At 68.2% G+C, this 14,071-nt stretch carries 12 protein-coding genes; 4 read left to right on the top strand and 8 right to left on the bottom strand.

Going from position 1 to position 14,071, the window contains the following annotated elements; translation table 11 throughout:
- The first annotated feature begins 68 nt into the window (after window positions 1–68).
- The 3 genes from ABTW95_RS02250 (at window position 69) to ABTW95_RS02240 (ending at window position 1,506) form a co-directional block, all read left to right on the top strand.
- Window positions 69–308 (top strand): hypothetical protein, encoded by a 240-nt coding sequence (locus ABTW95_RS02250; protein WP_500223740.1) that lies wholly within the window; start codon window positions 69–71, stop codon window positions 306–308.
- Between the two features lie 104 nt (window positions 309–412).
- Window positions 413–865, top strand: coding sequence for a DUF6879 family protein (locus ABTW95_RS02245; RefSeq protein ID WP_500223738.1), 453 nt, complete (start codon window positions 413–415; stop codon window positions 863–865).
- A 26-nt stretch (window positions 866–891) separates the two neighbouring features.
- Window positions 892–1,506 (top strand): DUF6082 family protein, encoded by a 615-nt coding sequence (locus tag ABTW95_RS02240; RefSeq protein WP_500223887.1) that lies wholly within the window; start codon window positions 892–894, stop codon window positions 1,504–1,506.
- Between the two features lie 173 nt (window positions 1,507–1,679).
- Here the strand turns inward: ABTW95_RS02240 and ABTW95_RS02235 are convergent, their stop codons facing one another.
- Window positions 1,680–1,886 carry a DUF397 domain-containing protein gene (locus tag ABTW95_RS02235; RefSeq protein ID WP_500223736.1) on the bottom strand — a complete coding sequence of 69 codons (207 nt, stop codon included), beginning with the start codon at window positions 1,884–1,886 and terminating at the stop codon, window positions 1,680–1,682.
- Between the two features lie 20 nt (window positions 1,887–1,906).
- Window positions 1,907–2,800: a helix-turn-helix domain-containing protein gene (locus ABTW95_RS02230; protein ID WP_500223734.1), complete on the bottom strand. Its 894-nt coding sequence runs from the start codon at window positions 2,798–2,800 to the stop codon at window positions 1,907–1,909.
- Window positions 2,801–2,973: 173 nt separating this feature from the next.
- Here ABTW95_RS02230 and ABTW95_RS02225 point away from each other — a divergent pair, with 173 nt between their 5' ends.
- Window positions 2,974–3,732 (top strand): ATP-binding protein, encoded by a 759-nt coding sequence (locus ABTW95_RS02225; RefSeq protein ID WP_500223732.1) that lies wholly within the window; start codon window positions 2,974–2,976, stop codon window positions 3,730–3,732.
- Window positions 3,733–3,788: 56 nt separating this feature from the next.
- Here ABTW95_RS02225 and ABTW95_RS02220 read toward each other — a convergent pair whose 3' ends face one another.
- The 6 genes from ABTW95_RS02220 to ABTW95_RS02195 form a co-directional block, all read right to left on the bottom strand.
- Window positions 3,789–7,238: a type I restriction endonuclease subunit R gene (locus tag ABTW95_RS02220; RefSeq protein WP_500223730.1), complete on the bottom strand. Its 3,450-nt coding sequence runs from the start codon at window positions 7,236–7,238 to the stop codon at window positions 3,789–3,791.
- Window positions 7,239–7,272: 34 nt separating this feature from the next.
- A complete protein-coding gene (locus ABTW95_RS02215) occupies window positions 7,273–9,708 on the bottom strand; it encodes an N-6 DNA methylase (protein WP_396451397.1) in 2,436 nt (811 codons plus the stop codon).
- Window positions 9,701–10,432: an RloB family protein gene (locus ABTW95_RS02210; RefSeq protein WP_396451398.1), complete on the bottom strand. Its 732-nt coding sequence runs from the start codon at window positions 10,430–10,432 to the stop codon at window positions 9,701–9,703. The genes ABTW95_RS02215 and ABTW95_RS02210 overlap by 8 nt, the downstream gene beginning before the upstream one ends.
- Before the next feature lie 83 nt (window positions 10,433–10,515).
- The gene (locus ABTW95_RS02205; RefSeq protein WP_396451399.1) at window positions 10,516–11,757 is read right to left on the bottom strand and encodes an AAA family ATPase; all 1,242 of its coding nucleotides are present in this window, start codon (window positions 11,755–11,757) and stop codon (window positions 10,516–10,518) included.
- Between the two features lie 163 nt (window positions 11,758–11,920).
- The gene (locus ABTW95_RS02200) at window positions 11,921–12,955 is read right to left on the bottom strand and encodes a phosphotransferase (protein ID WP_500223727.1); all 1,035 of its coding nucleotides are present in this window, start codon (window positions 12,953–12,955) and stop codon (window positions 11,921–11,923) included.
- Window positions 12,952–13,899: a DUF7064 domain-containing protein gene (locus tag ABTW95_RS02195; RefSeq protein WP_396451401.1), complete on the bottom strand. Its 948-nt coding sequence runs from the start codon at window positions 13,897–13,899 to the stop codon at window positions 12,952–12,954. Before ABTW95_RS02195 ends, ABTW95_RS02200 begins: the two co-directional genes overlap by 4 nt.
- Window positions 13,900–14,071 lie beyond the last annotated feature (172 nt).

Raw genomic sequence — 14,071 nt, 5'->3', positions numbered from 1 at the left:
GCCGTGCCCAGGCCGGACTTCAGGGAACAGTTCACCCTGTACCACTCGCCCCTCCGCTGGAGATCTCCATGAAAGCGATCACTCGCCTCGGTACACCCCCCACTCTCCGTGGCGACACGACTTCGGTAAGCGGCTCCCCAGATATCCTTGCGCTGGATGACGGCACGTTCGCCGTGATCGGAGTGGACATTACCGACCAGCTCGGACGCACTCCTCTGGAGGACGCCATGTGCGCACCGAATGAGCGGATCGTTCAGATTACTCGCGCAACGCTGATTGCCGCCAAGAAAGACATTCCAGACGAGTGAGACATCAGCCTCCCACGTGGATTTTGCAAAAGAGCCGACGCCTCACGCTCGATGGATTCGGAAGAGCCTTCCGTGACGCATGGCGACAACTGGAACATCGGTTCGTGAAGGTCGAGTGCTGGCAGTCTTACAAGGAGGCCGAAGGTGTTCGCTCACAGGTCGCCTTCCAGCAGGGGGATGTCCCGCTGGCACGTCGGCTCCTGCAGGAAGAGGCGAAAGATGATCAGCCGCTGTACGACGAAGTGGCGGCCCGAAACCTGAGCTTCTCCCGGATACGGCTGCTCTCCTACCCGCTCACCGACTACCTGCGGTATGAAATGATCAACTACGAAATTCGCAGTCGACTCGGCGAGAACATCGAATTCATTGTTCCGTCATCCCCGGTCGAATCGTACTTCGACTTCCTGCTCTTCGACTCCCGCACCGCCCTGATCCATGACTATGGGGAGGGGCCCGTCGGCCATCAGACCGGCGGCTGGGTCAGCCACAGCCCGGAGGTCCTGGAAGCGCTCGCCGACATCATCACCGAACTGCGAGCTCACGGAAAAAGAGGTTAGCGGACTACGACCTGGTCGTGCAGTTCATGAGAAATCTACGTTTGATGGGCCTTGCCATTGGCGCGGGGCTTGTTCTCTTGATCTTCTTCGTCGTCGTCCCGATTGTTCTGCTGCTTCGCCTCGACGAGAAGGAACTGGCACGCTGGTCAGACGTGGGCCAGGCGATAAGTCCGGTCGGGATCTTCTTCTCCGGTGCCGCGTTCTTCGGTATCACCGCAGCGCTCCTGTTGCAGGGACGTGAGCTGAGGTACCAGCGCGAGGAGCTGGCCATCGCCCGCGAAGAGCAAGAGCGCAGCAGCGAGATCGCTCTTCGTGAACTTCACACCGACCTCATCAAAATGGCGATCGATGACAGCGAACTCCGCTCGGTCTGGCCGGCCCCCTCACCGGGCCACGAGACGACGCGCAAGGATCATTACTGCAACCTCATCCTCAACCTTCAGAAGGTCGCATACGAGACCAAGACGATTGAGTTGGCCGAACTTCGTGGCGCACTACGCTTCCTGATGACCAGCCCAGACATGCGGGCCTTCTGGTCACGATCTCGCGCAAGCCGCAGTTCAGTCACCGATAGCGACGACGCCGAGTCCGTCTTCACATCGGAGGTTGACGCCGCCTACGCCGAAACCATCGTTCCATAGGGTCGCGAGAGGCCCGGCGGCCCGACCCCAAGAGGTAGGGGCGGGGTCAGGGGACGCCGACAAGTCAGACCCGCCTGGGCGTGCAGTGCCCAGCCGGGGGGCCAGATCTGCCCTGGCACGTTGCGCTCAGCGCGAGGGACACCGTGCCAACGGGTCAGCGATCGCTGACAGGGTCAAAGATCGTACGCACCCCGCTTGATCTGCGACACCATCGCCGCCCACACCTCCCGCCGCAAGGTCAGGACACCGCCATCCGGGTTCTTTGAGTCCCGCACGGCCTTCACGTCATTGAGTAGCGCCACCTCCACGCATTCGCCACCAGAGCTGCCGCTGTAGGAGCTCTTCCGCCACGCGGCAGGGCTGAAGGTGGGTTCCTCCATCACAGGACCTCGTCTCTCCGTCATGGCAGCTCTGTGGCTGCCTTCTCGATCAAGGTGATCGACTTCTCTGGACTGAGAGCATCAGCCCGGAGCGCATCAAAGGTCAGTCTATGTATCTCGATTTCCGCCGTCTTGTCCATCAAGAGCGATCCAGCCCGGTTCTCGACATACACGTACTCGGCGACAGCAGCCTCCCCGAGGTCCAGGGTCACCATGGTGAACGCTCCACTGACCGCAGGGTGGGCACCACAGCTGAAGGGGAGGACTTGAAGCTTGACGTTGCGCTTCCGCGCCTTGGCCACCAGAGCGTGGAGTTGCTCTGCCATGATCTCGGAACTACCGACGACTCTACGAAGCACCGCCTCGCTGAGTACGGCCCAGTACTGGGCGGGCTCGTCTCCCTCCAAGATCGCTTGCCGAGCGAGTCTGGCCTCTACTCGTGCCTGGATCTCCTCGTCCGAAGGCCGACGCGGTTCGACGGACATGATCGCCCGCGCGTACTCCGGCGTCTGCAGTAGGCCGGGCACCCACTCATTGGCATAGATGTCGATCTCTGTCGCCTCGGCCTCCAGGCCGAGGTACAGCTCGAAGCCGGGGTGCAGGACCTCGCCGTAGCGCTGCCACCAGCCGCGTTGCCGTGCCGCCTTGGCCAGTTCGGTGAGCTGCGCCGTCTCATCTGGCGTCGCGCCGTACAGCTCCACGAGCCGTTCGAGGACGCGGGCGGGCACCGATGTCTGCCCCGTCTCCATCCGGCTGATGGTCGAGTCAGTCCGGGCGATGTGGCGGGCCGCGTCATCCGCCGTGATGCCGGCGCGGGTCCGCAGCGCGCGGAGCCGGATACCCAGCATGATCCGGCGGACGGTCGGGCTCTCGGGGCGTGGCATGAGGGCACCTCCTCGATGGTCGGTCGTCATTCTGCCCTCCCAACCTCACTTTGCGTGGCAGAAACCACACACACAGTCCATTTCGGTCACTACATATGAGTTTTGAAAACGGGATTGCATCCTAGCTTTGCATCAGTCAGTATCGAGCCGTCCACACGACATGTGACTTGACGCACACGCATGGTGATCACTGAGGAGGCCCGATGGAGGTCAAGGGGGCGTGGGGGCTGGTGACCGGGGGGTTGTGCGCGTGGCGGCTGCCGGGGGACGAGAGCGGGCCGGCGGCGGCGCGGCGGCTCGTCCGTCAGACGATGTGCGAACTACGGCTCGGCCGGGACGTGATCGAGGACGGCGAGCTCGCCGTGTCCGAGACCGCGACCAACGCCCTGCGGCACGCCGGGTGTGCCCAGGGCGACCGGCCGCCGCCCCTACCGGAGCTGTGGATCTGGGCGCGGATCGTCCCGTCCCCGCAGCTCATCGTCTCCGTCTTCGACGGCGCGCGAACGGCCATACCGCGCACCTCCGGGGCAGGGCTGCTGGACGAGCATGGCAAGGGCCTCCACCTCGTCCGCCAGATCACTGCCGACTGGGGCAGCGCCCCGACCCGGTCCCGGGTCGACACCACGTCCGTCCCAGGCAAGACGGTCTGGTTCGCCCTACCGCTCCCCCACGACTGGCCCGGCCTGCACTACCGCGTCCACCCGGGTACCGCCGCGCACCACCTGCTCCTCAACCTCACCCGCCGCGGCATCGAAGGGAAACGCAGCACCACCGAGGACGGTCTCTCCGTCCTCGTCCTCCCCACCCTCAACGTGTGGGTCCACCGGCGCACCTTCTGCTGGTGGTCCACCCCGCACCGCTACCTCCGCCGCCCCCTCATCGATCTCCAGGAGACCACCGAGCTCCTCGTCCGCCACTTCGACGGCATCCCCGCCCCGGCGCACTCCCCGAACCCGCTATGAGCCAGGCGACGGTCTCGCCGTGGAGCCACACCGGACACCACCGTGCACAGTCCTCTCTACTTCCGGAGGAAGTCGTCCCTGCGCGCGATGGCGAGCCCCAGCAGGTCCTCCGCGATCGGGCGCGCCACGTCGCGTTTGACTCCGAGCAGGTCCCTGACCCGCCGCCACAGCTCCCTGCGAAGCTTCTCCTGGAGATACAGGTTCTCGGCGAAGTGCGGCGGCCCCACCTCGAATTCGACCACCCCGGCGAGTTGGCGGGCCGCGTCCACCAGCACGTCGCGTGTGATCTCACCGTCGGTGCCGAGCATGGCCGCGAGCCGCTGCTCCAGAGCGCTGTAGATGGGTCCTTCCGTCTTGGGGTCGAGGTCCAGCGCGAGGATCTCGGTGTCGTCCGTCGCGACTCCCTCGACCAGATCGCCCAGCGCGTCCGCCAGCGCCCGCCACTGCTGATCGAGCTGGGTGAGCAGGAAATCCAGGCGGGTGCTGAGCCGGAGGACGCGGCCGGGGTCGCTGCGCCGGTTCGTCTCCAGGAACCGGCGCAGCGCGTACTCGTATTCGCGGGCGCGTGCTCGGTCGCTGCGGAGCGCGTCCACCCGGTCCCGGAAGCTCGCATCGGTGATCTCGACGGGCGGTACCTGCTGCATGGGCACGTTGGCACGTATGTGCTCGTCCAGCAGTTCCCGGAGGAGCGGGCCGTACTGGTTGGGGTCGGGACGGCCGGTCCCCGTGTCGCGGAACCTCCGCCGAGCCCGCCACTGGAGCAGCCCGGCCTCCTTCGCCAGTGGCAGATGGGACGTGACCTCCGGCCGGGGCAGCAGACGTTCCACAGCCCCCAGGAAGGTCTTTGCGGCCTCGTCGAACCGCATGCGCAGATCCGGGTCCTCCAGACGTTCGAGGAGACGTTCCTGAGCCTCCAGATCATCGGCGAATGGACCGGTCGCGCCGAGTTCGGCCAAGACTCCTCTCAGCCTCTCCGCATGCTCCTCCAAGCGGGGCAGCTCGTAGCCGAGCAGGTCCTCCCGCATTCCCTCCAGGTCGCTGAGGTCGTACTCGGCGAGTGCTTCGTCGAGGTTGTCGGCGAGCGCGACGTAGTCCACGACCAGGCCGTACGGCTTGTTGCGCGCGGGACGGTTCGTCCTCGCGACGGCTTGGAGGAGTTCCGCCGCCCGAATGGGACGGTCAACGTACAGCGCCTGTTCCAGCGGCGCGTCGAACCCTGTGAGCAGCATCCGCTGCACGATCAGGAACGCGACCGGAGCGTCACCCTGCCGAGGCGTTTCGTCGCCCGCGAACGGGGCGTACTCGTGCGGGCCGGCGGAGAAGGCGCTGTCGAGCCAGTCGGAGGAGAACGTGCTGTCGGAGGCCAGACCGCCGTACTGATCCTCCTCCCACGGGCCGTCCGGAACCTTGTCAGGGCCGGAAGGGGAGGTTTCCAGCGGCGGCGAATCCGACCAGGGGTCGTCGGGGTCTCCCTCGCCGAACACCTGGACGCCGTTCCCCGCGCCCGCACGCTCGCCCTCGACGGGGCGCGGCAGCGGCAGCAGGTAGCGGAGGACGTGCGCGTCCTGGGCCGGGCCGTCGGTCCAGCGGCGGAACTCCGGCGGGTCACCGGCCGCCGCCGAGATGACCGGGATGAAGTCGATCTCCCGGAGGGGGTACAGGTGCCGGGCGGCGGTCCCCAGGAGAGCCGCGTCGTAGCCGTCATACGGGCCCGGACGCTCCAGGTACTTCTCCGTGGCGCGAACCAGCTCGTCCCGGACGCTGAGGAAGGCGTCCCGGTAACGGACGGCGGCGAGACGGCTCACCGCGACGACCTGGGCCTTGAAGCCGCCCGGCAGCACGTAGCCCACCCAGTGGGCGAGCATGTCCCGCGCCTTCTCCTTGATCAGGTCGGTGGACTCCAGGACGTCCCGCAGCCGCAGCGGCACCTCTCCCGACGCCTCGGCCTGGTAGGCGGCGTCCAGGGCGGCCCGGTCGACCAGCTCCGACGAGATGTGCCGTCCCTCGTAGCGGATCGGGACGGTGGCGCCGTCCTGCTCGGCCTCCCGCAGCGTGTAGCGGTCGATCTCCGAGCCGAAGATCTCGGTGGTGGTGCGGCGGCGGGACCGGACGATGGGCGTGCCCGTCAAGCCGATCTTGACGGCGCGGGGCAGCGCGGTGGAGAGCCGGGCGTGCCACCAGCCGGTGTGCGTCCGGTGCGCCTCGTCGATCAGCAGCAGGATCTCGTCGCTGTCGTTGAGCACGGAGTCGAACAGGCCGCGGAAGCGGTCGTCGAGTTCCCGGCCCCCTGCCGCGCCGCCCCTGGCCTGCTGGATCATCAGCTGGATCACGCCCGGCGTGGTGCTGCTGAGGAGGCGGCGCGCCTCGGCGCTGCTCCCGGCCACCCGCGGCGCCTCGCCGCTGAGCCGCAGGACCGGGGTGAGCTGCGCCTTCAGCGCGCGGCGGTCCGACACGACGACGACCTTGAAGGCGCGTAACTCCTCGGTGGTGCGCATCTTGCGCACGAGGAACACCATCGTGAGGCTCTTGCCGGAGCCCTGCGTGTGCCAGAGCAGGCCGCCGCGGCTGCGCGGGTCACGTCCCTCGATCAGCCGCCGCACCGCCTTGCCGACGGCCCGGTACTGCTGATGCCGCGCCACGAGCCGCACGATCCGGCCGTCCAGCCACTGGAAGACGCTGAAGCTCTGCACCAGGTCGAGCAACCGTTCCCGGCGCAGCACCCCCAGCGCCAGCGTGTGCCAGGTGGTGAGCCGCTCCTTCGCGCCCAGGCCGAGCCGGGCGGCCGCCTCCTGCGGGGTGTCCGGGTCGGTACTGCGCCATTCGGCGAAATGCTCGGGCAGGGACGTGACGGTCCCCAGTTTGGCGCGCTCGTCGTCGACGGCGACGAGGAGCTGGACGTAGCGGAACAGACCTGGGACCGAGCGGTCCGGCACCAGGCGGCGCTCTCCCGAAAGGACCCGCAGCCGGTCGATGGCGCCGGTGACGCCGTCGGTCCTGTCGGGCCCGGAGCACGCGCCCACGACGAAGGGGATGCCGTTGCACAGGACGACGAAGTCGAGCTCGACCGTCGGCACCCCCGTGTAGCCGGGACGACGAATGGGGACGTGCGTCGCGACGAGCCAGTCGTTGGCGTCGGGGTCGTCCCAGGCGACGAGCCGGACGACGCGCGTGCGCGCGCCCTGCATCCACGGCGGGGCGTCGACCACCACACCGGACAGCAGCAGCTTGAAGAAGTCCTCGTTGCCGCTGCTCAGGCCGTCGCCGATTCTGGTCACGGCGTCCCAGACCTGCGCGAGCCGAGGTTCGTCCAGCCAGGGCTCACCGCCGGGCCCGGTATTGAGGCGGCGCACCGCCGCCAGGAAGCGGTCACGGTCGATGCCGCCGGCGAGCTCGTCCCGGGTGAAGGGGCCGCTCTCGTCAAGAGAGCAGTCAACCGGCGGCGGCCAGCCGAGCCGGTCCGCGAGCAGCTCTGCGAGGCGATCCGTCGACCAGTACCGGCTGTTCACCCTGCCCCCTCGGAGGTTCCCTCCGGTACTGTAGCTACGACAGGGCAGGCTTTTCGGGCATTCTCCGCTTAACACGCCGGGGGTAGCCGAGTCCGGTCAAAAGCTCGGTCAGACGGGCCGCGGCCTCGTCCCGTTCGGTCTCCAGTTGCTCCAGCGACACCTCGTACTTGCTGGCGACGGCCCGGTATCCGTCGAGCAGGCCGCGCAGAGCGTCCGCCAGGCGGGCGCCGAACCGGGCGAACAGGTCTTCGCCCAGGATGCCGAGGACGACGCGCTCCGCCTCCTCATCCGGCATGTCGGTGACCGTGCGCAGGTACTCCTCGGCCAGCCTGCCCGCCACCAGGTCGAACTGCCGGCGAGCTTCCGTCCGCCTCTTGCTTAGACGCCTCCGCTCGGCCTCCCGCGCCTTACGATCCTCATCCTCCTCGGCCTCCGAGAGGCCCTTCACGCGGGCGTCCAGCTCCATGTACTGCTCTTCGAAAATCTTCAGCGCTTCGAGGTGGCCGGCGAACGAGCGGCGGGTGAGCGGATGCTCGAGCACCTCCCGCCACTCCGCCGGCGAACCGCGTGAGCCGCGGCCGCGCAACGTCCGCATCTTCGCCTCCACAGAGGCGGCCCAGCTCCCGGCGACCCGCTTCGGGCCGCCCGCGGCGAGCGCCTGCACCTCTTCCCGGTGGTCGATCCACCACTGCGCGACCAGGCCGGTCAGCACGAACTCGTCCAGGATTCGCTGCGGCTCCAGGGCCCTGCCGAACGTGGCGACGAGCCGTTCTCTCGCAGCCATCGGCCCGCGCCCCGTCAGCTTCAGCAGCACCCCGCCTTCGTCGTCCCACCAGGTGCGGCAACGCCGCCGCAGCTTCTCCACCTCCTGCCCGGCCAGTCGCTCGATCCGCTCCGCGGCCTCGGCGGGCCCGCCCGGCGGACAGTCGAGATAGCCGTCATCCAGCGGGACGAAGAAGTCGCCGGCGTCCAGGCCGAAGGCCGCGAAGGCGGGACGCAGGGAATCGACCTCCGCGGCCGGTATCCCCCCGTACAGGTGTCCGCTCACGTCCTGCGGTTCCGGGGGCGGCGTGTTGTCGACCCACCGGCGGATGTTCAGGTTGGCGTCATCGGCCAGCACGTCCCCGGTGGTCACGATCCGCGAGAAGCCGCCGACCTCCCGCCACTCCCGGCAGACCGTGCCGATCTTCTCGATGTGCTCCTCGCCCAGGTGGTTGCGGGTCCGTCCGGCCCGGTACTCATGGTCGGCGTTGACGACCAGGATCCGGCCGCGCCGCCCCGGGGGTTTCCCGCCCGGGGACCGCAGCAGCATCAGGCAGGCGGGGATCCCCGTCCCGGCGAACAACTGCGGGCCGAGGCCGATGATCGCCTCGATCACGTCGTTCTCCAGCAGTTCCCGCCGGATCGCCTGCTCGCGCCCGGACCGGAAGAGCACCCCGTGCGGCATGACCGTGACCGCGAGCCCCTGCTCGGCGAGGGACGCGACCATGTGCTGCACGAACATCAGGTCGGCGGACTTGGGGCCCGTCCCGTAGCGGAACCGCCCGAGGTCCTTGGCCGCGACCGCCGCGGCGTCATAGGAGACCGAGAACTCGGGGTTGGACAGGACGCGGTCGAACCGCTTGACTCCCTTTCCCGCACGGTGCCTGGGGTCAGAGAGCGTGTCGCCGAGCTGGACGTCGGCGTCCCGGATCCCGTGGAAGAGGAGGTTGAGCCGCGCGCTCACCCACTGGAGCGCCGAGACCTCCTGCCCCGCCAACGCCAGATGCCCCGATCTGCCGGGGTAGTGGTCGGCGACGAACTGCCGCGCCTGGATGAGCAGGCCGCCGGACCCCGCGCACGGGTCGTAGACGGCCTGGCCCGGCGCGGGCTCCGCGAGCCGGACCATCAGCCGGACGATCGACCCCGGCGTGTACATGTCGCCGCTGTTCAACCCGGCCGAGCCGGCGAGCTCGGCCAGCAACGCCTCGTAGGCGTCGCCGATCAGCCCGGGGAACTCCAGGTCGGCGTCCCGGAGCGACACCTCGTCGAACGCCCTGATCAGGCCGGTCAGCGTCTCATCGTTGAGGCGCGCCCCGCCGGGGGTCCTGTTGAAATCGATGTGGGTCAGGATTCCGGCGAGGTCGGCGTTGTACTCCTCCAAGCCGCCCAGCGCGCCGTTCAGCGCCTCGCCCACCATGCGGGTCGAGCCGAGCAGCCGCGGCCAGGACGATTCCGGCGGCACGAAGACTTCCTCGATGTACTCGTCCGGGTCGCCGGCCGCCTCGGCCGCCTCGGCCTCGTCGCCCGTGCGTGCGAGTTCCCGAGCGTGCACGCGGGCGCTGGCCTCGGCGAACACGTCAGAGCTTCGCTTGAGCAGGAGCAGGGCGGAGACGTAGTTCCGGCGTGCCGCGACATCGACCTTCCCGAGCTGGGACGCCGCATCGAGCAGCAGCGCCTTCACCTGGTGAAGGGTCGTCACCTCAGCCACGGCCTCGCCTCCCAGCGGCGCTGTCGCGGTCGTCGACGCCGAGCAGTTCGAGCAACCGGTAGAAGTCGGTCTGGGTGTCGCGCTTCAACGGATCGCAAGTCGGGTCGTGGCCCCGCTCAGCCTTTCTCGTGGCCGCCCGGCACCGTCCACTCGAACAGCGGTCGACGAGTTGGCGGGCCAGCCTCACCGCGTTACCGCGCTTCGTCCACAGAGCGGTGAGCTGCGCTTCGTTGAGGATCTTCGGTTTCGAATCGCTGCCCTTGCCACCGCTGCTCCTTCCGTAGCGCTCGAAGTGCTGGACTGCGTTCAGCCTGCGAACCAGCAGCTTGTTGTCACTCGACACGTTCGCCGGTGGCCCGGAAGCGAAGTGCAGGAGCAGCCACAGATCGAACGAAGGAGTGGAGAAGGCTACCTCGACTCCATTCTTGTGAGCCCTCCGTATGGCCTCGTCAACGTCGTTGTGCTGGTCTCGGTCGAACACCGCCCACACGTACTGTTCTGGTCCGCTGTTCTCCTCTTCTTCCTCTTCGTTCTCCTGTGCGCTTCGAGCGGTCCTGTGCTGGACGTCGATCGCACGGTCGACCGCCTCGGCCGGTTTGAAGCCCTTGCCGGGCTGGGCGTGCGGATCGAAGTGCAGCACGAAACGGCTGTCTTGGCCGGCCTCGTCGTGGATCCGCTCGAGGTAGTTGCGTTCCGTCTTGCCCTCGCACACGACCGTCACCACGAGGCGCCTCTGATCCCGGCCCGGCCCGGGCGGAGAGGATGAGGTACTCCCCTGAGGAATGCCCCTTCTCTTCCTCTTGGGAGTCATGCGCACGCCTCTGCATCGCTTAAGCCGAGGACCTCGGCCGCTTCTCCCTCGGTCAAGCGCGGCACACCCCCGTAGGCACCGGCGAGGTAACGCTTGTCGAGCGCCTCGCTCTTGCGAGGACGTGCATCCGTGAGCGGATAGATCTCGGATTCACCGACGCGGTTCTTGACGACGATCCTGACCTGGTCTCGCTCCAGCGGCGGGAAGGTGTGCAAGTTGCCCAGCAGAGACACGTCCTGGCTCGTGCACACCAGTTGCGCGTTGTTCGGATTGGCCGCAGGGTCACGGAAGATTCGCAGGACCTCAGCGGCCACCAGCGGGTGCAGGCTGGCGTCCAGCTCGTCGACCAGCAGAACAGCACCGGTGTCCAGAGCCTCGAACATCGGCCCCAGGAACGCGAACCATGCACGCGTTCCCTTCGATTCCAGGTGGTAATCGAGCGGAACGCTGCCCTGCCTGCCACGATGGGACAGCCGGACCTTCATGCCGCGCTCGCCCTGTTCGAGGTTGACCCCGTCCACACCGAGGTCGGCCACCTCGAGCAGGCGCTTCAGCCGGTCCTTGACGGCCGGATTCTGGAGCTTCCTGCCGGTGAACCCGCTGCGCGCCCCTTCGTCATCGTCACCGATGAACCACAGATTGCTCTTGAACCAGTCATGGATCGGCCCAAGGTACGGGTGGTTGAACGCGGCGGCCACGGTGAGAAACAGCGCGTTCGGGCGGGTCCTCGGAACGAGAAGCTCCTTGTCTCCCTTCAGCCCCTCCCCGGGGAACTTGAACGGGTCCTTCTTGTCCGCGTCGCGCTCGAACCACACCTGTCTGCGCGATTGCCCGTGCGGGTACGCATGCAGCCATTCCGACTCGACACGCTCGTCAGAGACCTCGAACCCATAGACGTAGCGGTCGCCGTCCAGAACGATGTTGACCTCGTATAGCGAGGTCTCGTCCAGAGCCTCCGGGTCGAGAGCAAACGGCTCGCGGGGGATGGCGTCCAGGGACGACCACTTGTCCACCGACCCCAACACGGCACCCCGCATCCACCGCATCGCGTGCAGGACGTTGGACTTGCCGGAGGCGTTGGCCCCGTAGATCACGACGGCCGGCAGGTACGCCGCATCCGGATCATCGGCAAGATCCGCAGGACGGGCGGAATCGACATTGAAGCGGCTGGCGGCCGTCCAGAGTTCGAACTCGCCACGGAACGATCTGTGGTTCGCTCCGCGAAACCTCAGCAACATGACGAACACCTCAACTCGGGAGCTGAATCCATCCTAGCTCTGTGTGTGAAGCTTTCCTACGTGAATGCCTCTTAAACCGATGCGACCACCTTAGATGACCACTAAGTCAGCGGCATGGCCGGATGCGGCCTGGACCCGCCACGGTCACATGAGCACCAAAGGCTCAGGGGGTCAGGGCTAGGGAGTTCAGGTCCAGGGCGTGGTGGGCGTGGCGGGTCGTCATGGTGCGGAACATCTCGTCGCCGCGTGGGGTGCGTTCTACGAGCATGGAGGCGCCGATCGCCATGACTATGCCGTGGAAGGTGTGGAGGCGGTAGGCCGTCCAGCAGTCGTCCCAGGAGAGGGGGACGCCCCTGGCGGTCAGGGCGGTGTGGTAGCGCTCCACCAGGTCTTTCTCGTGGGCGCGGCGGACCTCGACGGGGAGGCTGGAGCCCAGGAAGTACGACAGGTCGGCGAGGCCGGGGCCGTAGATGACGGTCTGCCAGTCCAGGACGGCGGCGCGCGGGCCGCCGAAGAGGAGGTTGTCGGCGCGGAAGTCGCCGTGGACGAGGGTGAGCGGGCCTTCGCGGGCGGTCAGGTAGGCGGCGATGGAGGGGAGGAAGTCCTCGATGAGCGCGATGACCTCGGGGGCGAGGTCGGCGGCGTAGCGGTCCTTGAAGCCGGTGTAGAGGTCGGTGACCAGCGCGGCGGTGAACGCGGCCGAGTCGGCGTCGTGCCGGTTGAGCCAGGGCAGGGCCGCGAGGCCGGGGGCGTCCCAGCCTGCGGCGTGCAGGGCGGCCATCTCGGCGATCGCGGCGGCGGCGTCCTCGGGGGCGATGCCGGCGAGCTGGTCGCCGGGCCGCGCGGGCGCCAGGTCGGCGAGGAGGACGGCGTACTCGTCGCGTTCGCGGTCGTAGGCGGAGAAGTAGCAGGTGGGGATGCCCGCGTCCAAGTAGTGCGCGATCTCGGAGTAGAAGCTCGCCTCGACCTCGTAGGTGCGGATGGCGCGGGCGGCGGCGCGGCTGGACGGGTCCGCCGCCGGGACCTTGGCGACCATGGTGGGCGGGAGGGACGTCTCGTCGGCGTAGGTGAGGTGCAGGCGCAGGCTGTCGGAGACCTGGCCGGTGCCGACGGGTTCGGTCCGGACGGCGGCGACCCTCGTTCCGAGCGCGTCGGACAGCCAGGACGCGGTCAGGTCGCCGGCGCCTGAGACGGTCATGCGGTCTCCTCGGTGAGGTGGGTCCAGCCGTGGTCCTCCCAGCCGGGCGGCTGGTGCCACTCCGTCCAGCCGTGCCCGGTGCGCCCGTCCTCGGTCTCGAAGCGGCACAGGGCGCGGGGGAAGCGGGCCTCGCGGCCGTCGGGCGAGGTGACGGCGACGGGCGCGAACTCCACCGGGGTCACGGTCATGGGGGCGCCGGGGAAGCGGAGGTCGGAGCGGGCGGGCAGGCCGCCGGCGAAGGTCGTCTCGGCGGAGAAGCCGGCGCGGTGCTCGATGTCGCCGCCCGGCGGGACGGCGAAGCACGGCCAGGCGAGCGGGAAGCCGATGTTGGCCTGCATGCCGTGGACGAACGTGCCGTCGTCCAGGCGGCCGGACGTCCAGAGCCAGGAGACCTTCCACCAGTCGCGTTCGCCCCAGCTGTGGTCGCGTTCCCCGTGCGCGTCGATGCCGATCTTCTCGCCGCCGACGCTGACCAGGCCGGTGACGGTGCAGGGGATCTCGTAGCGCGGGATGTCCTTGTAGGGGTAGACGCCTCCGGCGGTGTCCCAGCGCAGGTCGAAGGAGAGGCCCGTGGTCTCGGCGGGGTCGGACAGCGCGGAGGCGGTGCCGGTCAGCACGACCCGGGCCGGGCCGAAGGGGTCGGTGATCTGCTGGGTCGCCGTGTAGGTCCCGGTTTGGACGTCGGTCGTGCCCGGTTCGGGCAGCGGCGCGTCGTTGTCGGCGATGAGGAGCGTCGGGCGGCCGGGGCGCACCAGCGCGGCCCAGTACCAGGCGCGGTCCCAGTTGGGGTAGAGGCCGAGGCGGACGTAGCCGGCGACGGAGCCGTCGGGGGCGGCGAAGTCGAAGTAGTACGACTCGTTCCACAGCGGTTCGGGGCCGGGTTCGTGAAGGCCCTCGTCGGCGGGCTCCAGCTTCCAGGTGCCGTGCTCGATGATCCTCGCCATGGGCCCTCCCGGGACTCCGAACGCGATTCTAGAGCGCGATCTTAACCATCGGCCCGCCCTCTCCGACACCCGCCGTCTTCGACACCCGCCTTCCCCGACACCCGCCGTCTCGGACAGAGGAAAGAGCGAGGGCGCAAAACGTAGGATCGCCACACATCACGAAATCTCGGTG

Origin of the sequence: Spirillospora sp. NPDC127506 (genome assembly GCF_040302145.1) — a bacterium.
In the GTDB taxonomy this organism is placed as follows: Bacteria; Actinomycetota; Actinomycetes; order Streptosporangiales; family Streptosporangiaceae; genus Spirillospora.
This window is presented reverse-complemented; position numbering and strand designations above follow the sequence as displayed.

What these genes read in the sequence shown, in the direction of transcription:
- ABTW95_RS02250 (WP_500223740.1), top strand. Translation starts at nt 69, where the DNA reads ATGAAAGCGATCACTCGCCTCGGTACACCCCCCACTCTCCGTGGCGAC.
- ABTW95_RS02240 (WP_500223887.1), top strand. Translation starts at nt 892, where the DNA reads ATGAGAAATCTACGTTTGATGGGCCTTGCCATTGGCGCGGGGCTTGTT.
- ABTW95_RS02235 (WP_500223736.1), bottom strand. Translation starts at nt 1,886, where the DNA reads ATGGAGGAACCCACCTTCAGCCCTGCCGCGTGGCGGAAGAGCTCCTAC.
- ABTW95_RS02230 (WP_500223734.1), bottom strand. Translation starts at nt 2,800, where the DNA reads ATGACGACCGACCATCGAGGAGGTGCCCTCATGCCACGCCCCGAGAGC.
- ABTW95_RS02225 (WP_500223732.1), top strand. Translation starts at nt 2,974, where the DNA reads ATGGAGGTCAAGGGGGCGTGGGGGCTGGTGACCGGGGGGTTGTGCGCG.
- ABTW95_RS02205 (WP_396451399.1), bottom strand. Translation starts at nt 11,757, where the DNA reads ATGTTGCTGAGGTTTCGCGGAGCGAACCACAGATCGTTCCGTGGCGAG.
- ABTW95_RS02200 (WP_500223727.1), bottom strand. Translation starts at nt 12,955, where the DNA reads ATGACCGTCTCAGGCGCCGGCGACCTGACCGCGTCCTGGCTGTCCGAC.
- ABTW95_RS02195 (WP_396451401.1), bottom strand. Translation starts at nt 13,899, where the DNA reads ATGGCGAGGATCATCGAGCACGGCACCTGGAAGCTGGAGCCCGCCGAC.